The sequence below is a fragment of the Thermus sp. LT1-2-5 genome, from assembly GCF_040363165.1.
Classification (GTDB): domain Bacteria; phylum Deinococcota; class Deinococci; order Deinococcales; family Thermaceae; genus Thermus.
Genome location: NZ_BSRG01000004.1, coordinates 1 through 19,949, shown reverse-complemented (window position 1 = coordinate 19,949; position 19,949 = coordinate 1). Strand labels below are relative to the sequence as shown.

The 19,949-nt window shown below is 65.8% G+C and carries 17 protein-coding genes and 1 CRISPR repeat array; of the genes, 13 read left to right on the top strand and 4 right to left on the bottom strand.

Features of this window, described 5'->3' with window-relative positions; all coding sequences use genetic code 11:
- The 4 genes from ABXG85_RS05080 to ABXG85_RS05065 are packed head-to-tail and all read left to right on the top strand — an operon-like array spanning window position 1 to window position 5,066.
- Complete coding sequence (locus ABXG85_RS05080) at window positions 1-2,256, top strand: secretin N-terminal domain-containing protein (RefSeq protein WP_486401642.1); 2,256 nt, start codon at window positions 1-3, stop codon at window positions 2,254-2,256.
- Between the two features lie 54 nt (window positions 2,257-2,310).
- Complete coding sequence (aroC, locus tag ABXG85_RS05075) at window positions 2,311-3,462, top strand: chorismate synthase (RefSeq protein WP_353512644.1); 1,152 nt, start codon at window positions 2,311-2,313, stop codon at window positions 3,460-3,462.
- Between the two features lie 19 nt (window positions 3,463-3,481).
- Window positions 3,482-4,036: a shikimate kinase gene (locus ABXG85_RS05070; RefSeq protein WP_353512643.1), complete on the top strand. Its 555-nt coding sequence runs from the start codon at window positions 3,482-3,484 to the stop codon at window positions 4,034-4,036.
- The gene (locus tag ABXG85_RS05065; protein WP_353512642.1) at window positions 4,014-5,066 is read left to right on the top strand and encodes a 3-dehydroquinate synthase; all 1,053 of its coding nucleotides are present in this window, start codon (window positions 4,014-4,016) and stop codon (window positions 5,064-5,066) included. The genes ABXG85_RS05070 and ABXG85_RS05065 overlap by 23 nt, the downstream gene beginning before the upstream one ends.
- Here the strand turns inward: ABXG85_RS05065 and ABXG85_RS05060 are convergent.
- Window positions 5,063-5,533, bottom strand: coding sequence for a DUF4384 domain-containing protein (locus ABXG85_RS05060; protein WP_353512641.1), 471 nt, complete (start codon window positions 5,531-5,533; stop codon window positions 5,063-5,065). The genes ABXG85_RS05065 and ABXG85_RS05060 overlap by 4 nt on opposite strands.
- A gap of 15 nt (window positions 5,534-5,548) precedes the next feature.
- Window positions 5,549-6,175, bottom strand: a complete 627-nt coding sequence (locus tag ABXG85_RS05055; RefSeq protein WP_353512640.1) for a ribonuclease HII — start codon at window positions 6,173-6,175, stop codon at window positions 5,549-5,551.
- An 88-nt stretch (window positions 6,176-6,263) separates the two neighbouring features.
- Window positions 6,264-6,616: direct repeats of the CRISPR family, unit length 36 nt; unit sequence GTCGCAATCCCCTGACGGGGAAGCATCTCGTGCAAC.
- Between the two features lie 238 nt (window positions 6,617-6,854).
- Here ABXG85_RS05055 and ABXG85_RS05050 point away from each other — a divergent pair.
- The 6 genes from ABXG85_RS05050 (at window position 6,855) to ABXG85_RS05025 (ending at window position 14,998) form a co-directional block, all read left to right on the top strand.
- A complete protein-coding gene (locus ABXG85_RS05050) occupies window positions 6,855-7,805 on the top strand; it encodes an IS110 family RNA-guided transposase (RefSeq protein ID WP_353512639.1) in 951 nt (316 codons plus the stop codon).
- Between the two features lie 655 nt (window positions 7,806-8,460).
- Entirely contained in the window at window positions 8,461-10,002 is a 1,542-nt protein-coding gene (locus tag ABXG85_RS05045; RefSeq protein ID WP_353512638.1) for a carboxylesterase/lipase family protein, read from the top strand.
- A 4-nt stretch (window positions 10,003-10,006) separates the two neighbouring features.
- Window positions 10,007-12,046 carry a molybdopterin-containing oxidoreductase family protein gene (locus ABXG85_RS05040; protein ID WP_353512637.1) on the top strand — a complete coding sequence of 680 codons (2,040 nt, stop codon included), beginning with the start codon at window positions 10,007-10,009 and terminating at the stop codon, window positions 12,044-12,046.
- A 9-nt stretch (window positions 12,047-12,055) separates the two neighbouring features.
- On the top strand, window positions 12,056-12,484 hold the full coding sequence (locus ABXG85_RS05035; RefSeq protein WP_353512636.1) for a DNA mismatch repair protein MutT: 429 nt from the start codon (window positions 12,056-12,058) through the stop codon (window positions 12,482-12,484).
- The gene (thiI, locus tag ABXG85_RS05030; RefSeq protein ID WP_353512635.1) at window positions 12,484-13,713 is read left to right on the top strand and encodes a tRNA uracil 4-sulfurtransferase ThiI; all 1,230 of its coding nucleotides are present in this window, start codon (window positions 12,484-12,486) and stop codon (window positions 13,711-13,713) included. The genes ABXG85_RS05035 and thiI overlap by 1 nt, the downstream gene beginning before the upstream one ends.
- Window positions 13,694-14,998, top strand: a complete 1,305-nt coding sequence (locus ABXG85_RS05025) for an amidase (RefSeq protein WP_353512634.1) — start codon at window positions 13,694-13,696, stop codon at window positions 14,996-14,998. Before thiI ends, ABXG85_RS05025 begins: the two co-directional genes overlap by 20 nt.
- Here ABXG85_RS05025 and ABXG85_RS05020 read toward each other — a convergent pair.
- Together ABXG85_RS05020 and ABXG85_RS05015 are read right to left on the bottom strand one after the other, a co-directional pair.
- On the bottom strand, window positions 14,990-16,168 hold the full coding sequence (locus ABXG85_RS05020) for an SLC13 family permease (RefSeq protein ID WP_353512633.1): 1,179 nt from the start codon (window positions 16,166-16,168) through the stop codon (window positions 14,990-14,992). The genes ABXG85_RS05025 and ABXG85_RS05020 overlap by 9 nt on opposite strands.
- Entirely contained in the window at window positions 16,155-16,730 is a 576-nt protein-coding gene (locus tag ABXG85_RS05015) for a GNAT family N-acetyltransferase (RefSeq protein ID WP_353512632.1), read from the bottom strand. The genes ABXG85_RS05020 and ABXG85_RS05015 overlap by 14 nt, the downstream gene beginning before the upstream one ends.
- Between ABXG85_RS05015 and ABXG85_RS05010 the strand changes: the two genes are divergently transcribed.
- Genes ABXG85_RS05010 through ABXG85_RS05000 form a run of 3 tightly spaced genes read left to right on the top strand, consistent with a single transcriptional unit; the run spans window position 16,731 to window position 19,736 of the window.
- Complete coding sequence (locus ABXG85_RS05010; protein ID WP_353512631.1) at window positions 16,731-18,026, top strand: sugar ABC transporter substrate-binding protein; 1,296 nt, start codon at window positions 16,731-16,733, stop codon at window positions 18,024-18,026.
- 1 nt (window position 18,027) lies between these two features.
- Window positions 18,028-18,918, top strand: a complete 891-nt coding sequence (locus ABXG85_RS05005; protein WP_353512630.1) for a carbohydrate ABC transporter permease — start codon at window positions 18,028-18,030, stop codon at window positions 18,916-18,918.
- Between the two features lie 26 nt (window positions 18,919-18,944).
- A complete protein-coding gene (locus ABXG85_RS05000) occupies window positions 18,945-19,736 on the top strand; it encodes a carbohydrate ABC transporter permease (protein ID WP_353512629.1) in 792 nt (263 codons plus the stop codon).
- Window positions 19,737-19,949: the final 213 nt, after the last annotated feature.

The window sequence follows — 19,949 nt, the reverse complement described above, 5'->3', positions numbered from 1 at the left end:
ATGAAGGCATTTACCTTAGTTCCCTTGGTCTTAAGCCTCGTGGCCCTGGCGGGGAGCCTTCCCGACGAGCCCCGCTTCGCCGCCAAGGTGGACCTGAAGGTTTCGGAAAGCCAGGTGCGGGCCGGGGCCACCCTACCCTTGGACGTGGTCCTGGAAGCCCTGGCCAAGAGCGTGGGCCTCCAGCCCCTCATCTACCGGGCCTACGACGCCTCAGGGGACCCGGCCAAGGCCCAGCCCCCCTTGCCCAACGTGAAGCTAGACTTCCAGGGGAAGCCCTTCCGCGAGGTCTGGGACCTCCTCTTCGCCACCTACGGGGCCCAGTTCAACCTGGACTACCTCTTCCTGCCCCCGGACGTGGTGGTGGTGGCCCCCAACCAGGTGATCACCGCCTTGGTGGACGCCCCAAGCCGCTCCGGGGCGGCGGAGCGGAGGCCCTACGTGGTGGGTATCCCCGAGGTGGCCTATCGGCGAACCGAGGTGGACGCCCAGGGCCAGGCGCGCACCGTGGTCAACATTGAGGGGGCCAAAACCTGGGTCCAGAACGACCTCCTCCCCTTCCTCTCCCGGGAGGCCGCCGGGCTCAACGTGAACTGGATCGTGGTGGAGGAAGGCGGCCGCCTTAAGGCCATCCTCTCCGTCCTGGCCACCCCGGAGCAGCACGCCCGCTTCTCCGACATCCTGCAACGGGCAGGGATTGACTTCCGGCCCCTCCCTGCCCTGGCCCAGCCTAAGCCCCGCCTGGAGCGAACCTATACCCTGGAACACGCCACCTTCCCCGAACTCCTCGCCTTCCTCCAAGGCCAGGTGCCGGGGGCCCAAATCAGCGTGGTGCCCACGGACCCCAGAAAGGCCCTCGTCCTGGCCACGGAGGAAGACCACGCCCGCTTGGGCGAGCTCCTCAAGGCCGCCGACGTCCCCAAGCCCCCGGCCAAGGTGCGCCGGGTCTACACCCTGCAAAACCTCACCTTCCTCGAGGCCCAAGAGCGCCTCAAGCCCCTTTTGGAGAAGGAGCTTCCCCAGGCCCGCCTGGAGAACATCCCCGGCAACCCCAAGGCCCTCCTCTTAGAGGCCACGGAGGCGGACCAAGCCCTCTTCGCCGAGCTTCTCAAGGCGGCGGACGTGCCCGCCCAGGTGGCTCCCGCCCAGGAAGCCACCGTTCGGCGCCTCTACCCCTTGCGCTTCGCCGACGCCGAGAAGGTAGCCCCCTTCCTGGCCCGGGAGGTTCCGGGGATCGTGGTCCAGACCGTGCCGGGCCAGCCCGTCCTCTCCGTGCGGGGCACGGAGAAGCAGCTCGCCGAGGTGCAAAACCTCTTGGCCCAGATCGACCGGGCCCCCGAACAGGGCCCCCCGGTCTTCCAGCGGGCTTACCAGCTTTCCAACGCCAAGGCCGCCGAGCTGGCTAAAGTCCTCCAGGAGGCCCTCCAGGCCCAACAGGCCCAAGGGCAGGGGCAGGCCCAGCCCGCCCGCCGCCCAGCCACGGTGGTGGCGGACGAGCGCACCAACACCCTCATCGTCACCGGGACCCAGGAGGACCTGGCCCTGGTGGAAGGGCTCATCCCCCGCCTAGACCAGGCCGTGCCCCAGGTGAACCTGAGGGTGCGCATCCAGGAGGTGCAGTCCAACCTGAGCCGCAGCCTGGGGATCCAGTGGAACACCATTTCCGGTGGTAACGTGGTGGCCAGCATCCTGAGTTCCGGTCTCTCTTTGATCTTTGATAGCACCCGTAGCCTCGCCAGCTTGAACATCATGGCCACCCTGGACGCATTGCAACGCCAAGGGCTTTCCCGGGCCCTGAGAGACGTGAACCAACTGGTGCTCAACAACCAGACGGCGCGGTTGCAGTCGGGCGAAACCTTCTTCATCCGCCGTGTGGTGAACGATCAAGTAGAACGGGTACCCTTTGACGTGGGCATCATCGTGGAAGTCACCCCCCAGATCACCGCCGACGGGCAAATTCTCCTGAACATCAAGGCCGAGGTTTCCGGCAACGTCCAGCGTAACCCCGTGGACGGGGACGTGGACCGCTTCACCAAGCAGGTGGTGACCACCACCCTCCGGGTGCGGGACGGGCAGACCGTGGTCCTGGGGGGCCTTACCTCCCAGGAAACCAACCAGACGCAACAGGGCGTGCCCCTCCTCATGGACATCCCCCTTATCGGGGAGCTCTTCAAGCAACGCACCAACGAAACTACCGAGAAGGAGCTTTTAGTGGTCATCACCGCCAACGTAGCCCGGGAAGGAGCCCAAAACCCCTAAAAGGCCCTGGGCCCGAGGGGGGCGGGAAGTTCCCGCCCCCTTTACAATGTCCCCATGAGGTTCCTCACGGCAGGCGAGTCCCACGGCCCCGAGCTCTTAGCCATCATCGAAGGGCTTCCCGCCGGGCTACCCCTCACGGAGGAGGACATCAACCCCTGGCTGGAAAAGCGGCAAAAGGGCTATGGCCGGGGGCGGCGCATGGTCATCGAAACGGACCGCATCGAGTTCCGGGCCGGGGTGCGGGCCGGGCGCACCACCGGGGCCCCCGTGGCCTTGGCCATCCGGAACGCCGACCACCGCAACTGGCTGGAGATCATGGACCCCGCCCCCGGTCACGAACCCCGCAAAAAGGCCCTCACCGCCGCCCGCCCCGGCCATGCCGACTTAGCGGGGGGCATCAAGTACGGGCACAAGGACCTAAGGGACGTCCTGGAAAGGGCCAGCGCCCGGGAAACCGCCATGCGGGTGGCGGTGGGGGCGGTGGCCATGAAGCTCCTTTCCCTCCTGGGAGTCGAGGGGGTGGGGTACGTGCCGGGGATGGCGGGGGTGTGGAGCCAGGTTCCCTTCGCCTGGGAACTTGTGCCCCGCATAGAGGAAAGCCCGGTGCGCATGACCGACCCCGAGGCGGAGGCCGAGGTGATCCGCCGCATTGACCAGGCCAAGGCGGAAGGGGACACCCTGGGCGGGGTTATCGAGGCCCGCTTCCGGGGCCTGGTGCCCGGCCTCGGGAGCCACGTCCACTGGGACCGGAAGCTGGACGGCCGCCTAGCCCAGATGGCCCTCTCCATCCCTGCGGTCAAGGGGGTGGAGATCGGCCCCGCCTTTGAGAACGCCATGAAGCGGGGCTCGGAGGTGCACGACGCCATCTACTGGAGCCCAGAGCGAGGCTTTTACCGCAAGACCAACCGGGCTGGAGGCCTGGAAGGCGGCATGACCACTGGGGAGGAGCTGGTGGTGCGGGCCGCCCTCAAGCCCATCGCCACCCTCATGCGCCCCCTGCCCACGGTGGACGTGGTAACCCACGAGCCCAAAGACGCCGCCCGCGAGCGCTCGGACACCACCGCGGTGCCCGCCGCCAGCGTGATCTTATGTGCCCTTTCCGCCATCGTCTTGGCCCAGGCCTATCTGGAGAAGTTTGGCGGAGACACCTTGGAGGAGATCCAGGAGCGGGTGGACCGCTACCGGGAACGGGCCCTCCGCTACTAGCGGGGCGTAGGATAGGTCCATGGCCCGCCTCGAGGTCCCCCGCCCCGCCACCTTCGTCAGCCTCACCGGCTTCATGGGGGTGGGGAAAAGCCGCATCGGGCGGGAGTTGGCCCGCACCCTCATGCTTCATTTCATAGACCTGGACCGCTACATCGAAAGGCGCACCGGCCTTTCCATCCCCGACATCTTCCGCCATTTGGGCGAGGAAACCTTCCGCCGCATGGAGAAGGAGGCGGTGCGGGAGTTGGTGGCCAAGGACTTCCTGGTCCTTTCCTTAGGCGGGGGCACCTTCGTGGACCCGGAAAGCCGGTCCCTCCTCCTCGCCCGGGGTCCGGTGGTGGCCCTTTGGGCCAGCCCGGAAACCATCCTGGAACGGGCCACGAGGAAACCGGGGGAAAGGCCCCTTCTGCAGGTGGAAAACCCTTTGGAGCGCATCCGCGCCCTCCTCGAGGCCCGCACCCCCATCTACCAGGAGGCCCACGTGCACGTGTCCACCGACCATCGGCAGGTGGAGGAGGTAGTGGAGGAAATCGTCGCAAAGCTTTGGGCGTATGCAGAGGCTAAACGTTCGTAACCCCGTGCCCTACCCCATCCTCATTGGGGAGGGCGTCTTGGCCGAGGTGCGGGTGGAAGGCCCCCTGGCCCTCCTCTACGACCGCCAGGTGGAGGCCTTCGCCCTGGAGGTGGCGGAGGCCCTGGGCGTGGTCCACCGCCTGGGCCTGGAAGGGGGGGAAGGGGCAAAGACGCTTGGGGTCTACGGAAAGGCCCTTTCCTTCCTGGCGGCGCGGGGTCTTCCCCGGAACGCCACCCTCCTGGTGGTGGGCGGGGGCACCCTCACGGACCTGGGGGGGTTCGTGGCCGCCACCTACCTGAGGGGGATTCCCTACCTGGCCTTTCCCACCACCACCTTGGCGGTGGTGGACGCCAGCGTGGGGGGCAAGACAGGCCTCAACCTCCCCGAGGGCAAAAACCTGGTGGGGGCCTTCCACTTCCCCTTGGGGGTCTATGCCGAGACGAAGGCGCTTAAAACCCTCCCCCCCGCCACCTTCAAGGAGGGGTTGGTAGAGGCCTTCAAGCACGGGCTCATCCAGGGGGACGAGGCTCTTCTCCAGGTGGAGGGCCTCACCCCAGAAAGCCCCCGCCTGGAGGACTATTTGGCCCGGGCAGTGGCGGTAAAGGTGGCCATCACGGAAAAAGACCCCCTGGAGAAGGGGGAAAGAAGGCTTTTGAACCTGGGCCACACCCTGGGGCACGCCCTCGAGGCCCACACCCGCCACACCCTCTCCCACGGGGCGGCGGTGGCCTACGGCCTCCTCTTCGCCGCCCTGTTGGGCCGGGCCCTGGGTGGTAGAGACCTCACACCCCTCGTGCTTCGGCTCCTCCGTTGGCTAGCACCGCCCCCGACTCCCCTTGTACCCTTTGCTACCCTCGTACCCTATCTCCTGCGCGACAAGAAAAAGCTCTCCGAAAGCCTTCACTGGGTAGTCCCCTTAGACCTAGGCAGGCTTGAAGTAAGGCCCCTTCCCGAAAGCCTTCTCCAAGAGGCGTACGCCGAGTGGCAAGGGATATTAGCCCGCGAGGGCTTCGGAAACCGCCACGACTAGTACACGTAGAAGTGGGTTTCAGCCACCTGGTACCGGCTTGCCCTCGAGGCTTCCAGATATACCCTCAAGCGGGCATCCCAATCGGTGTAAAGCCCCTCCAAGCGCAGCGAACCCGGATAACGATCGGTATAAACAGCCCGCACCCGGTGAAGGCCCCTGGGGGGCGTAAGGACGTAGCGGTAGGCCCCGGGAGGCAGCACGTGCGTCCCTGAAGATAAGTGGAAGTTATCCAGAGTATACGTGCGGCCATCGGGGTCAAGGACCACCAGGGTAATCCAGCCGGGAGCATCCAGGGTGAGGAAAAACCGCACTTCTTCCCCTAAAAAGTACGTGGCTCCTGGCCCCCGGTCCGGCGCGAAATAGCGGATAGCAGGGGCGAAGTCCAAACGGTAGGAGAGGGAAACCCCTTGAAGGGTAACCGTACACCCCGAAAGGAGCCCCGCAAGCAACAGGGCCAAGAAGCGCATAGACACCTCCTCTCTCTAGGCTACGCCCTCCCCTTCCCCCTCGCCTTCAGAAAACCTTAAGGGAGCCTGGGCCACGGGAGCGAAGCGCCGACGGTGGATGGGGGAAGGCCCGAGGGCCCAAAGCGCCCTTTGGTGCTCCTCCGTGCCATAGCCCTTGTGCCGGGCGAAGCCGTAGCCGGGATAAAGGCGGTCAAGGGCCTCCATGAGGGCGTCCCGATGCACCTTGGCCAGGATGCTGGCCGCCGCCACGGAGGGGCTTTTCTCTTCGGCCTTGGGCGGGGCGAGGAGGGGAAGGGGGGTGGAAAGGGCCAGGTAGTCCGTGACCAGGGCTTGGGGGGGCAGGGAAAGGGCCCGAAGCGCCCGCTCCGCCGCTAAAAAGGTGGCCTGTAGCACCCCAAGCCGGTCCACCTCCTCCACCTCCGCCACCCCCAGGGCCCAGGCCAGGGCCAGGCGCTTCACCTCCTCCGCCCAGCGGGCTCGAGCCTTGGGGGTGAGGAGCTTGGAGTCGCGAAAGGGGTAGCAGCCCGGGGGCAGGACCACGGCCCCCACCACGATGGGCCCCGCCCAGGCCCCCCGGCCCGCCTCATCCAAGCCCGCCACCCGCAAACCCTTCCGCCAGAAAACGGCCTCTATAGGCTCCACGGCTCCCCCGAAGAGCCTACCCCAAGGCCCCGGGGCGGTAAAGCGGGCTCAGAAAGCCCCCGCCCAGGAGGCATGGCCTGAGGGGGCGGTGCTAATTCCCTGACGGGGAAGCATCCCGTGCAACCCTGCCTTTATGGGCAGCGGCCGCCATTACCCACTTCTTCCACCCGTCGCAATCCCCTGACGGGGAAGCATCTCGTGCAACCCGCGCGGTCCTTTGTGAGGCACGCAAAGGACCCAATGGTGGCCTTGTCGCAATCCCCTGACGGGGAAGCATCTCGTGCAACGTCATAATCAGGCTCTGGGAGAAGGGGGGTCGCTGGGAGTCGCAATCCCCTGACGGGGAAGCATCTCGTGCAACTTGCGACTTCTCTCCCTCCTGGAAGGCGACCCCGTGGTTTTGCGGTCGCAATCCCCTGACGGGGAAGCATCTCGTGCAACCGGAGGAGCTGGCCCGCGAGGCCATCGCTAAGGCCTCCGTGGAGGTCGCATGTATCTTCCCCCATGAGGGAGGCTCTACCGCTCAGGTTGCCGGGCCACCACGCCCGCGGGATTGATGGGTAGCCACCCGCCCCGGCCTCCCTGCCGCACCGTATCCCGGTCTTCCACGACCGCATCCACATGGACGGCACACGGGGTCGGGTGGCCACCTCCCTCAGTCTAGCAAAGGAGGTAAAGCATGCTCTTCGCAGGCATTGACGTCAGCAAACCCCACCTGGACCTGGCCTTGGTCTCCCCCTCTGCCAAACCCACCCGTCTCCGCTTCCCCAACACCGAGGAAGGCCGCCAAGCCCTCCTCTCCGCCCTGGCCCACCACCGCCCCACCTGGGTGGCCCTGGAACCCAGCAGCGTCTACCACCTCCCCCTCCTCAACCTCCTGGTGGCCAGGGGCTTCCACGTAGCCCTGGTCAACCCCTACCACCTGGCCGCCTTCCGCAAGGCCATGGCGGAGCGCAACAAGACCGACCGCCAAGACGCCTTCCTCCTCGCCCGCTACGCCCAGGTTTACCGGGAGGAACTCCGGGCCTACACCCCTCCCCCCCAGGCCCTCCAAGAGCTCAAGGCCCTGGTGGGGTACCAGGAAGACCTGGCCCGGCGGGAAAGGGCCATCCTGAACCAACGGGAGGCCGCCACGTGGGCGGGAAGCCAGGGGGTCATGGCCCTCCTCCAGAGGGAGCTGGCCTTGGTACGGGAGCTCCTAGAGGAGGTGGAGGAAAGAATCCGGGCCCTTCTGGAAACCTTCCCCGAGTCCGGGGTTCTCCTGGCGCTCCCGGGAGTAGGTCCCCAGGTGGCGGCGGCAGTGCTGGCCCTAGTGCCGCCCCACCTTTGGGGCCGGGCGAAGGAGGCGGCCTCCTACGCCGGGCTCATCCCGGAGCGGGAGGAGTCGGGGAAGACGGTGGAGCGGAGCCGGCTTTCCAAGAAGGGGCCTAGTCTCTTGCGGAAGCGGCTTTACATGGGGGCTTTGGTGGCGGTGCGGCATGACCCGGAGATGCTAGCCTTCTACCACCGGTTGCTTTCCCGGGGCAAGCGGAAGAAGCAGGCCCTTTTGGCGGTGGCCCACAAGCTTTTGCGGCGGATGATGGGGCGGCTCAGGGCCTACTACGCCGGTCGGCTGGAACCGGTGGCTTGACTAAGAAGACCGTATCAATCCCCTGACGGGGAAGCATCTCGTGCAACCCCCGTCGAAAAGCCCAAGGAAAAGTTCTTTGAAGAGTTGCGAAAGTCGCAATCCCCTGACGGGGAAGCATCTCGTGCAAGGCACCCCCTTTTCTGCTACGTCCTGGACGGCACTCCTGGAGGGGGGTTTGTGAGAAAGATGAAGCTTGGAATATGCACACGCCGTATAAGGGCGGTTTTTGGGGGTTTAACCCGTTCGCAAGCCACTTGCGGAAGGGTCGATGAGAAGGGAAAAGCGCATATTCGCCTTCCTCAAGGGAAAAACTGGCTTTCAAGAACCCCGTCGGCCAGGGCCGACACCCCAAGTATAGCACAAGACCGGAAACGTTGACCAAGTCCAAACACAGGGCAAGAAGGAGCCTGGCATCAACCTTTCGCTTTGGGGAAGTGTCAAACATGCCTGTTCGGTCGTATTTAGGCAGATTAGGGAAGCAACTATCTCATCTCGCAGCCACCGGAGCCGTACCCTGGGGAGCATCCCCAGGGTAGCCCAGGGGACTTACCGGCCTCCTCGGCGGATACACGGAAAGGGTTCCCTACCCGGGGTTGCGGGCAAAACTCCCCGTGGGTCTTGGCTATAGAACGTGAACCAGGTATAAGATTGCAATATGCCGAAGAAAGTGGGGTTGCTGGTCCTGTTCGGAATAGCCCTGGCGCAGGGCTTCACCGTCCATACCCCCTTGGGCAAGGCCCAGGGGCGGATAGAGGGCGAGGCCATCGCCTTCTATGGGCTCCCTTACGCTAAGGCGGAGCGGTTCAAGGCGCCCGAACCCGTCCAGGCCTGGCCCCCAGGCGTGGGCCAGGAGGTGGTGGCCTGCCCCCAAACGCCGGGGATCACGGAGTGGTTCGGCGGGCCCATCCCGCCACAACGGGAGGACTGCCTGGTGCTGAACCTCTACCTCCCCCTCGAGGCCCCGCCCCCGGAAGGGTTTCCCATCATGGTCTACCTCCACGGGGGCGCCTTCACCTCGGGGGCCGGAGCCGAACCCATCTACCGGGGGCACCGCCTGGTTCAGGAGGGCGTTATGGTGGTGGCCCCCAACTACCGCCTGGGGCCCCTGGGCTTTTTGGCCCTTCCCGCCCTGGCCCAGGAAGACCCGAGGGCGGTGGGGAACTATGCCCTTTTGGACGTCCTCGAGGCCCTGCGCTTCGTGCAGCGCTACGCCCGCCACTTCGGGGGCAACCCAAAGAACGTCACCCTCTTCGGGGAGTCCGCCGGGGGCATGCTGGTCTGCACCCTCCTCGCCACCCCCGAGGCCCAGGGGCTCTTCCACCGGGCCATTCTCCAGTCCGGGGGGTGCACCTACACGAGGCCCTTGGAGGAGGACTTCCCCTTCGGGGAGGCCTGGGCCAAGGAGCGGGGCTGCGACCCAAAGGACCTCGCCTGCCTGCGGGGCCTGCCCCTGGAGCGCCTCCTCCCCCGCGAGGCCACCCTGGAGGCCATGGGCCGCTTCCTCTCCCGGCCCTCCGTCTTCCGCACGGGGCCCTTCAAGCCCCACCGCTCCCCCCTCCTGCCCCAAGACCCCAAGGAGGCGCTCCGGCAAGGGAAAGCCCAGGGCATCCCCCTCATCGCCGGGGCCAACGCCGAGGAGGTCACCTTCCCCGCCCTCCAGGGGCTCCTGGGGCCCCGGGACTGGGAGGAAGCGCGGAGGAGGCTTCAGGAATCCGGGCTCTCCCCGGACCAAGCGGAAACCCTTCTTGGGGTTTACCGAAGGCGCCACCCGAACCCCCAAGCCGCCTGGGGGGAGCTCCAGACCGACCTCACCCTCCTCTGCCCCTCCCTGCAGGCGGCCCGCCTGCAGAGCCCCCACGCCCCCACCTACGCCTACCTCTTCACCTTCCGCGTCCCTGGCCTCGAGGGGCTAGGAAGCTTCCACGGCCTGGAGCTCGCCCCCCTTTTTGGCCACCTCCACGCGCCCCCCTTCCTCCCCCTCTTCCTGGGGGCGGAGGCCTGGGAAAAGGGGGAGTGGCTGGGAAAGCGGATGCGCCGCTACTGGACGGGCTTTGCCCGGGAAGGGGAGCCTAAGGGATGGCCCCGCTGGCCCCTCTACCGGGAGGGGTACCTCCTGCGGCTGGACGTCCCCCTAGGACTTCTCCCCGACCCCTATGAGGCGCGGTGCGGCCCCCTCGAGGCCCTTGGCCTACTATAGGGGCATGAGGGCCCGCGCCACCTGCCCCCTGGACTGCCCCGACGCCTGTAGCCTCCTCCTCACCCTAGAGGGAGGCCGCCTGGTGCGGGTGGAGGGGGATCCCCGCCACCCCATCACCCGGGGCTTCGCCTGCGCCAAGACCTACCGCTACCCCGAGAGGGTGAAGGAACGGCTCCTCTACCCCATGCGCCGGGTGGGGCGCAAGGGGGAGGGGCGGTTCGAAAGGGTCTCCTGGAAAGAGGCTTTGGACGCCATCGCCGAAAGGCTCAGGGACATCCTGGACCGCGAGGGGGGCGAGGCGGTCCTCCCCTACAACTACGCCGGCACCATGGGGCTCATAGAAAACCAACACCCCCTGGCCTTCTTCCGGGCCATCGGGGCCAGCGAGCTCCTGGAGACCATCTGCGCCACCGCGGGGAGCGCCGCCTGGGAGATGACCTACGGGCCCCGCCTCGCCCCTGACCTCGAGGACCTCCCGGAAAACGCCCGCTACATCCTCCTTTGGGGCATCAACAGCCTTTCCACCCACAGCCACCTCACCCCCTTCCTCAAGGAGGCCAAGGCCCGGGGGGCCAAGGTGGTCCACATCGATCCCTACGAGAACCTCACGAGCCGCTTCGCCCACCTCCACCTCAAAATCCGCCCCGGCACCGACGCCGCCTTGGCCTACGCCCTGGCCCACGTCCTCTTCCGGGAGGGCCTGGTGGACTGGACCTACCTGGAGGAGGCGGCCACGGGGGTGGAGGCCTTCCGCCAGGAGGCGGAGGCCTGGCCTCCCGAGCGAGCGAGCGCCCTCACCGGCATAGACAAGGAGGCCATAGAGGCCCTGGCCCGGGAGCTGGGCGAGGCCAAACGGGTCTTCCTGCGGGTGGGCTACGGCATGACCCGCCACCCGGGGGGCGGAAACGCCCTCAGGGCGGTGATCCTCCTCCCGGCCCTCCTCGGGGCCTGGCGCTACCCGGGCTGCGGGGCCATGCTCTCCACCAGCGGGGCCTTTCCCCTAAACAAGCGCTTCCTTGGGGGGCGGCACCTCCTGGAGGGAGGCCACCCCCACGAGGGCTACTTCCGCCCCAACCCCAAGGCCCGGGCCATCAACATGAACCAGCTGGGCACCGCCCTCACCGAGCTCACCCCGCCCATCCGGGCCCTCTTCGTCTTCAACAGCAACCCCCTGGTGGTGGCCCCCAACACGGGAAGGGTGCGGGCGGGGCTGGAGCGGGAGGACCTCTTCACCGTGGTCCTGGAACAGGTGAGGACGGAAACCGCCCTCTTCGCCGACTACCTCCTCCCCGCCACCCTCTTCCACGAGCACCCCGACCTCTACACCAGCTACGGCCACTACTACCTCTCCTGGAACGAGCCCTTGGCCGAGCCCGAAGGGGAGGCGAGGCCCAACACCTGGGTCTTCCGGGAGCTGGCCAGGCGGCTCGGCCTGAAGGAGCCCACCCTCTACTGGAGCGCCGAGGAGGTGGCCCAAAGCCTCCTGGCCACGGACCACCCCTACCTGGAGGGGATCACCCTGGAACGGCTCAAGCGGGAGGGCTTCCTCAAGCTCAACCTCCCCAAGCCCTTCCTGCCCTTCGCCCGAGGCCCCGTGCGCTTTAGCCCCCCTCCCCAGGTCATCCCCACGGAGCCCCGGCCGGAATACCCCCTAATCCTCCTCACCCCGCCCGCCCACCGCTTCCTCAACACCACCTACGGGAACGTGGAGGCCCTGGTGGCGGCGGAAGGGGGGGAGCCCCTGCTCCTCATCCACCCCGAGGACGCAAGGGCCCGGGGGATTGCCGACGGGATGCTGGTCCACATCCGCTCCCCCTGGGGGCGGATCACCCGCAAGGCCCGGGTGAGCGAGGCCCCCAGGCCCGGGGTGGTGGTCCTCGAGGGCACCTGGTGGGAGCGGTGGGCCCCCGACGGCAAAGGGGTGAACCACCTCACCGGGGAAGGGCTCACGGACCTGGGGGGCGGGAGCACCTTCCACAGCACCCCGGTGGAGGTGGAACCCTTGCGCCTGGCGGGATTTGCGCCTGGGCCACAATCCTGCTAGGCTAGGAGGGTGCGCGAGGGGCCTTTGCAGAAGCGCTCCGTGGCCCTGGCCGCTTGGGGGGAGGAGGGGCTTCTCCTCGTCCTGCGGCCCGAGGACGACCCCGAGTTCGGGGGGGCCTGGGGGCTTCCCGCCGTGACCCTAGAAGGGGAGGAAACCCTGGAGGAGGCCGCCTCCCGCGTGGCCCGGGAGAAGCTGGGCACAGCCCTCGCCGAGGCCAAGCCCCTGGCCTTCGGGGTAGAGGAGAGGCCCCGTTACACCCTGGAGCTTTGGGTCTTTGAGGGGCGGCTCCTTGCGCCCCCCCGACTCCCCGAGCCCAAGCCGGGCAAGACCTACTACGCCGCCTTCCGCTTTGGCCGCCCGGAGGACCTCGAGGAGGCGGCCCGGCGGGGCTCCTTGTGCAGCCGGCTTTACCTGGCGGTGAAGGGGCTTTGCCCATGATGGAAACCCTGGTCCTGGTGAACCTCTTCCACGAGCTGGCCCTGAAGGGGCAGAACCGCCCCTTTTTCCTGAAGAAGGCCAAGGCCCACGTGCGGGAAGCCCTTAGAGGGCTTGGGGCCACCCTGGAGGCGGACTGGTCCATGGCCCTCCTCTTCCGCCTGGAGGAGGCGGCCTGGCTCGAGGCCCAGGCGCGGCTCCGCACGACCCTGGGGGTGGAAAGCTTCGCCCGGGTCCTCCGGGTGCCCCCAAGCCTCCCCGCCCTGGAAAGCGCCCTGGAGAAGGTCCTGGCGGGGGAGCGCTTCGCGAGCTTCCGCATCACCGCCAAGCGCTCGGACAAAAGCTTCCCCCTCACCTCCCCCGAGATAGAGCGGCACCTGGGGGCCTTCGTGAAGGAAAGGACGGGGGCCCAGGTGCGGCTCAAGGGGGCGGAGCGGGAGTTCGTGGTGCGCATCCTCCCGGGGGCGGCCCTTTTGGAGGTGGCCCGCCACCCGGGGCCCGGGGGGCTTCCCCCGGGGGTTTCCGGGAAGGTGGTGGCCCTTCTCTCCGGGGGCATAGACTCCCCCGTGGCCGCCTACCGCCTCATGCGCCGGGGAGCGGAGGTGGTGCTCGTCCACTTCCACCCCTTCCCCCTCCTCTCCGGGGCGAGCCGGGAGAAGGCCATGGCCCTGGCGGAGCGCCTTGCCCGCTTCCAGCACCGCATCCGCCTCCACCTGGTGCCCTTCAGCGAGGTGCAGCGGCAGATCATCGTAGAGGCCCCCACCCCTTACCGGGTGGTCCTCTACCGCCGCTACATGCTCCGCATCGCCGAGGCCATCGCCCGGGAAGAGGGGGCCTTGGCCCTTTGCACGGGGGACAGCCTGGGCCAGGTGGCCTCCCAGACCCTGGAAAACCTCCAGGTGGTGAACCAGGCAGCCACCCTCCCCGTCTTCCGCCCCCTTATTGGGTGGGATAAGCAGGAGATCATGGCCGAGGCCAAGCGCATCGGCACCTATCCCATCTCCATCCTCCCGGACGAGGAGTGCTGCACCCTCTTCGCCCCCAAGCACCCCGTGACCCGGGCCAGGCTGGAGGTGGTGTTGGAAACCGAAAAGCGCCTCCCCACGGAGGAGCTCCTCGCCCTGGCCCTGAAGGAGCGGGAGGTGCTCGCCTACGCCTGGCCGGGGCGGAAGCCCCTGGGAGAGGCGGGGGAAAAGGCTTTTATAATGGAGCATGGAACTCCTCAAGGCTAAAGCCCTTCTGGAACGGGGCGAAACCACCCCCTTGGCCCTTTTGGAGGAGGCGCTGGAGCGGGCCAGGGCCTTCGCCGACCGCAACGCCTTGGCCTACCTGGACGAGGAGGCGGCCCGCCGGGAGGCGGAAGCCCTTACGGAGGAGCTCAAGCGGGGTCAGGTACGGGGTCCCCTCCACGGCCTGCCCCTCACGGTCAAAGACCTCTTCCCCGTGAAGGGCATGCCCACCCGAGCCGGGACCCGCGCCCCCCTACCCCCCCTCCCCGAGGAGGCCCAGGCGGTGCGGCGCCTGAAGGAGGCGGGAGCCCTGGTCTTCGCCAAGACCAACATGCACGAAATCGCCCTGGGGATCACCGGGGAAAACCCCTGGACGGGCCCCGTGCGCAACGCCCTGGACCCCACCCGCCAAGCGGGAGGCTCCAGCGGGGGGAGCGCCGTGGCCGTGGCCTTGGGCATCGGCCTCGCCTCCTTGGGCACGGACACCGGGGGGTCCATCCGCATCCCCGCCGCCTTCAACGGGGTGGTGGGCTTCAAGCCCTCCTATGGCCGCATCTCCCTGGAAGGGGCCCTGCCCCTCTCCCGCTCCACCGACCACGCCGGCCCCTTGGCCAAAACGGTGCGGGACGCCCACCTCCTCACGGAGATCCTGGCGGGGGAAAGCATTCCCCTAGAGGCCCCCCAGAACCCCACCTTCGGCGTTCCCCTGGACTTCTTGGAGGGCAGGCTGGGCCACGGGGTAAGGCGGGCTTTCCTGAGGCTCTTGGAGGACCTCCCCACCCTCCGCGCGGAGGTGAAGGAGGTGTCCTTGCCCCTCAAGGGGGTTTACGAGGTCTACACCCGCCTGGTGCGCTACGAGGCCGCCCGCATCCACGAGAAGGCCCTGAAGGAATACCCAGAAGGCTTCTCCCCCCCGGTGCGGGACGCCCTTCTGGCAGGCCTCGCCCTCACGGAGAAGGACTACCGCGACGCCGTGGCGGAGCGGGAAGCCCTGCGCCTGGAGCTCATGAAGGCCCTAAGGGGTGTGGACGCCCTCCTCCTCCCCGCCCAACCCCTTCCCGCTCCTCCCTTGGGCACGGAGGAGGTGGAGCTGGAATCGGGCAGGAAAAGCCACCGGGAAGCCTTCATCACCCTCACCCTTCCCTTTAGCCTCCTAGGGGTGCCCACCCTCGCCCTCCCCTTCGCCCGGGTGGAGGGGATGCCCGTGGGGCTCCAGGTGGTGGGGCCCTACGCCGAGGACGGCAAGGTGCTCGCCATTGGGGGCTGGCTGGAGGAACGCCTAAAGTAGGGCGTAAAGCAGGACCAGGCTCAAGAGGGTAAGGGGAAGGCCGAAGCGGAGGTGCTCCCCAAAGCCCACCCGCACCCCTCCTTTCCCCGCCCCCTCGGCCACGATGAGGTTAGCCACGCTGGCGAGGAGGGTGAGGTTTCCCGCCAAGGTGCTTCCCCCCGCCAGGAGGAGCCAGTCCTCGGGGCCATGGGCCAGGGGGGCGAGGAGGAGCACCGCGGGCACGTTGGAGATGAGGAGGGAAAGGAGGGTGGCGGCCAGGAGAAGCCCCAAGGGTTGGTCCGCCAAGGGCAGGAGGGCCTCGGCCAGGCCCAGGCGCCTCACCCCTTCCGTGAGGAGGAAAAGCCCGCCGAACATCACCAAAAGCTCCCAGTCCACCCGCTGGAAGTAGCGCTCGGAGCGAAGCCTTCGGGTGAAGAGGAGAAGCCCCGCCGCCACCAAGGCCCCCTGGGCCATGGGGTAGCCCAGGAGGAAGGCCAAAAGGAGGCCCAGGGCCACGGCGAGGCCCTTCCAGAGGAGGGCCGGGTGCAGGCGGTAGCGCAAGGGGGGAAGGGGCGGCAGGGGCCTCAAGGAGCGCACCTCGGGGTAGAGGAGGGCGAGGAGGAGGACCTGAAGCCCCAGGCCCAAGAGGGCGGGCGGCCAAAGCCGCCCCAAAAAGTCCAGGTAGCCGAGGCCAGAGAGGCTCGCCACCAGGATGTTCTGCGGGTTGCCCGTGGGGGTGAGGAGGCTTCCCGTGTTCACCGCCCCCATGAGGGCGAGGAGGTAGGGCACGGGGTTCAGGCCAAGCCCCTGGACCACCCGCACCACCAAGGGGGTGAGGAGGAGGGCCATGGTGTCGTTGAGGAAGAGGGCGGAAAGGAGCCCGGCCCCGAAGGTGAGGAGGACGAGGAGGGAAAAGGGGCTTTTGGCCAGGCGCAGGAGGGCCTCCGCCGCCAGACCGAAGAAGCCGGCGTAGGAAAGCTGGGCGTTTAGGACCATGACCCCGAAGAGGAAGACCAGGGTTTCGGCGTCCAGGGCGTGCCAGGCCTCTTCTAGGTCCAAGGTCCCAAGGAGGAGGAGAAAGCTCCCCCCCACCAGGGCCACCCCCGCCCGGTTCATGCGGAAGCCGGGAAGCCCTCCCAGGGCGAGGCCAAGATAGGCGAGGAGGACCACCAAAAGGCTAAGGGCTTCCATAAAGCCGGGCCTCGAGGCGGGCCTTCACCTGGGGCCACTCCTCCCGCAGAATGCTGTAGATCACGTCGTCGCGAAAGGTCCCATCGGGAAGCCTGCGGTTTTTCCTAAGCACCCCCTCCCTAACCGCCCCTAGGGACTCCAAGGCCCTTTGGCTCCGCTCGTTGTTCCGGTTCACCTTGAACTGGACCCGCTCCGCCCCCAGGACCTCAAAGGCGTGGCGGAGGAGGAGGTACTTGGCCTCCTTGTTGGCGGGGCTGCCCCAGAAGGGCTTGAAGATCATGGTGCCGATCTCCAGCTTCCCGTGCTCGGGCTCCGGGCCGATGACGGAGATGCGCCCCGCCAGGGCCTCTCCCAGGTAGACCGCCCAGTTCACCCGGCCGGGCTCGGAGAGGAGGGCCTCCAGGTGGGCCCTAAGGTCCTCCTCCGTGGGGGCTAGGGGGATGCGGCTCAGGAAGCGGTAGACCTCGGGATCGTAGTGGGCGAGGAAGCCCTCGAGGTGGGCTAGGCTTAAGGGCTCCAAACGCACATACCGACCAAGAAACTGGGAGGGGAAAGCCCACATATGGCCATTATGGACAAGAAGGGTCGTTCTATGTTAACCTCGGTACCAAAGGAGGCGATCATGAAAAAGCTCGGTTTCTTGGCGATTCTCGCCTTTTCCATGGGCTTTTCCCAACCTGTAACCATTACCTATTGGCAATACGAATTTAAAAGCAAGGTGGAAGCGATCGACGAGCTCATCCGCCGCTTTGAAGCAGAAAACCCTGGGATTAAGGTTCTTCACCAAACCTTTCCCTACGACGCCTTTCAGCAAAAAGTAGCCGCAGCCATTCCCGCGGGCCAGGGGCCAGACGTAGTCAACCTCTACTACGGATGGGCACCCACATGGGTTAAGGCTGGCTACCTGGCCCCGCTGCCGGAGGAATGGGGGCAAAGGATTGAAAGGGATTTCGTTTCCATGGCCCAAGCAGCAAAGATAGGGGGGAGGTTTTACGGCATACCCACAGCAGTGCGAAGTCTGGCACTCTTTTACAACAAAGATCTGTTCCGGCAGAATGGGATCTCTGGCCCTCCAAGGACCTGGGAAGAATTTCTATCCGTGGCCAAAAGGCTGACGGTTAAGCAAGGCGGACGCTTTACCCAAATCGGCTACGGAATCGCCCCCGATGGCCAAGACCATCATTTGGTCCGGGAAGTCTTGATACGCCAATTTGGGGGTAGGCCCTACTCCGAGGACAGCCGACGGGTACTCTACCTTAGCGAAGCGGGAATCCGTGCCCTCACTTTCTACACGGATTGGGTTCGTAGGCACGAAATCGGTGTTTCCGGCTTCTTCCCTGGAAATAATGGATACAGAGACGGCTTCATCGCAGGCCGGATCGCCATGATCATAGACGGCTCCTTCGCCATAGGGACGATCCAACAAGGAGCCCGCTTCAACTGGGGCGTGGCAGAACTCCCTTTGGAAAAACCCGGTGGACGTAAGGCCAACTTTGGTTCCTTCTGGATGCACGGGTTAACCCCCCTAGCCACGGGGGCAAAGCGGGAAGCCGCCTTAAAGTTCCTAGCCTTCCTCACCTCAGAGGAAACACAACGCTACTGGCTGGAGAAGGTAGGAGAACTTCCCGCCAGCAAAAACCTTATTCGCAATCCCAAACTTTCCTTGCACCCAGTATATGGCCCCTTTGTCCTAAGCCTGGCCTACGCCAAGGCTACCCCCTTTGTAGACGAAGCAGCCCAGCGAAAGGTAATGGTGGACGCCATCAACCGCACTCTCCTTCAAAACATGGATCCGGCGCAGTCCCTGCGCTTAGCCGCCTCAGAGGAGCAAAAGATCCTGGACCAGTTCTGGAGGTAGGGTGAGGCTACGCTTGAGTCAGCGGGAGGCGTTGTGGGCCTTTGCGTTCTTAGTCATCCCGCTGGCCTTTTTCTTGTACTTTCGTATTTTGCCTGCCTTTCAGGCGTTGTGGCTTTCCTTCTACCAATGGCATACCGATCCGTCGCAACGGAACTTTGTTGGCCTAGAGCACTACGCCCGCCTCTTAGACGACCCCCTCCTTCAGCGAGCTTTGTGGAATACGCTCCTCTACACCCTCTTGGGAGTTCCCGCGCAGATTGGCCTAGGCTTAAGCCTAGCTCTCCTGCTCAGGGCCGTACCCTGGGGACGCGAGCTCTTTCGGGCCATTTATTTCGCACCCTATATCACCCCGGCAGTGGCCGTGGCCTGGGTATGGAGCTGGATGCTTTCGCCCCACTTCGGCCTAGTGAACGAGCTCCTCAGCCTTCTGGGCATTCCTCCTCAGCCCTTCCTGCAGAGCCCTGCCCAGGCGCTTCCCACAGTCACCGGGGTGGTGGTGTGGCAAAACCTAGGGTTCCAAATCGTTCTCTTCCTGGCAGGCTTGGAAAGCATCCCACGCCAGTACTACGAAGCTGCTCGCATTGACGGGGCCGAGGGCTTCCAGCTTTTTCGCTATATCACCTGGCCCCTGCTCAATCCGGTCCTGGTGTTTTCCGTGGTCATCGGCACCATCGGGTACCTCCAGCTTTTCACCCAAGTGGTCAACCTAAACTTCACCGACCAAGGAGGCCCCCTCAACAGCACCTTGACCTTAGCCCTCTACATCTATCAGCTGGCGTTTCTCCGGTTCCAGCTGGGCTACGCCGCAGCCGTTACCGTACTCCTCTTCGCCATAATCCTGTTCATCACCCTGTTGCAGCTCAAAATCCTCACGCGGAGGGTGGAGCTATGAGCCTTCGCCAACGGTTACTCAGCCTAATGGCCCTCTTCCTTCTGCTCATGGGAAGCGGCGTCATGGCCCTCCCCTTCGTGTGGATGGTTCTCACCTCCGTAAAACCCTTTCCTGAGATCTTCGAGCTGCGCCTCCTTCCACGGGAACTCACTTGGGAAAACTATCGCATCGTTTTGGAAGAAACCGGCTTCTTGCGTTGGTTTGGGAACAGCCTTCTGGTGGCAACCCTAACGACGCTTTCGGTGCTCTTCTTCGATAGCCTAACGGGCTACACCTTGGCCCGAATGCGTTTCCCTGGAAAACAAGTGATTTTCGTTCTCATACTTTCCACCCTCATGGTTCCCACGGAAATGCTGGTAATCCCTTGGTACGTGATGAGCGCGGAGAGGGGGTGGATAAACACCTATTGGGGCCTCCTTTTCCCCGGTCTCATCACCGCGTTTGGGGTCTTCCTAATGCGCCAGTTTTTTGAAACACTTCCCCAAGATCTCTTCGATGCGGGGAGAATTGACGGCCTTAGCGAGTTCGGGATCTTTTGGCGCATTGGGCTTCCTCTGGTAAGGCCTGCTCTAGCTGCCCTGGGGATCTTTACCTTCCTGGGCAACTGGAACGCCTTCCTCTGGCCGCTCATAGTGGTCCAAACGCCAGAAATGCGTACGCTCCCCGTAGGCATTGCCTTGTTCTCGGGGGAAGCAGGCACTGCCTGGAACCTCATCATGGCAGCATCCAGCCTAGCCGTACTTCCCGTGCTCCTGGTCTTCTTCTTCTTCCAAAGGCAGATCATTGAAGGGGTGGTGTTGACCGGCCTTAAGGGATGAAGGAGGTTTTGTCCGAGGTACTTGCTTGCCTCCGCCTCCCCCACCGGGGAAGCGCCACGGGCCTCGAGGCGGAAGCCTTCCAGCGCCTAAACCCACATTCCGCACCCCCTTCACTCCAGCAGGTAATATCGCCCGGCCCCCAGGAGGCGCGCCGCGGTCTCGTGATGGGGAGCCAGGTTGAGGACGAACCACCTGCCCCCCAGCTCCACCAGT

Coding starts and splice junctions, on each gene's coding strand:
- ABXG85_RS05050 (WP_353512639.1), top strand. CDS start 6,855: ATGCTCTTCGCAGGCATTGACGTCAGCAAACCCCACCTGGACCTGGCC.
- ABXG85_RS05010 (WP_353512631.1), top strand. CDS start 16,731: ATGGCCATTATGGACAAGAAGGGTCGTTCTATGTTAACCTCGGTACCA.
- ABXG85_RS05025 (WP_353512634.1), top strand. CDS start 13,694: ATGGAACTCCTCAAGGCTAAAGCCCTTCTGGAACGGGGCGAAACCACC.
- ABXG85_RS05045 (WP_353512638.1), top strand. CDS start 8,461: ATGCCGAAGAAAGTGGGGTTGCTGGTCCTGTTCGGAATAGCCCTGGCG.
- ABXG85_RS05015 (WP_353512632.1), bottom strand. CDS start 16,730: ATGTGGGCTTTCCCCTCCCAGTTTCTTGGTCGGTATGTGCGTTTGGAG.
- ABXG85_RS05065 (WP_353512642.1), top strand. CDS start 4,014: ATGCAGAGGCTAAACGTTCGTAACCCCGTGCCCTACCCCATCCTCATT.
- ABXG85_RS05020 (WP_353512633.1), bottom strand. CDS start 16,168: ATGGAAGCCCTTAGCCTTTTGGTGGTCCTCCTCGCCTATCTTGGCCTC.
- ABXG85_RS05000 (WP_353512629.1), top strand. CDS start 18,945: ATGGCCCTCTTCCTTCTGCTCATGGGAAGCGGCGTCATGGCCCTCCCC.
- ABXG85_RS05070 (WP_353512643.1), top strand. CDS start 3,482: ATGGCCCGCCTCGAGGTCCCCCGCCCCGCCACCTTCGTCAGCCTCACC.
- thiI (WP_353512635.1), top strand. CDS start 12,484: ATGGAAACCCTGGTCCTGGTGAACCTCTTCCACGAGCTGGCCCTGAAG.
- aroC (WP_353512644.1), top strand. CDS start 2,311: ATGAGGTTCCTCACGGCAGGCGAGTCCCACGGCCCCGAGCTCTTAGCC.
- ABXG85_RS05080 (WP_486401642.1), top strand. CDS start 1: ATGAAGGCATTTACCTTAGTTCCCTTGGTCTTAAGCCTCGTGGCCCTG.
- ABXG85_RS05040 (WP_353512637.1), top strand. CDS start 10,007: ATGAGGGCCCGCGCCACCTGCCCCCTGGACTGCCCCGACGCCTGTAGC.
- ABXG85_RS05060 (WP_353512641.1), bottom strand. CDS start 5,533: ATGCGCTTCTTGGCCCTGTTGCTTGCGGGGCTCCTTTCGGGGTGTACG.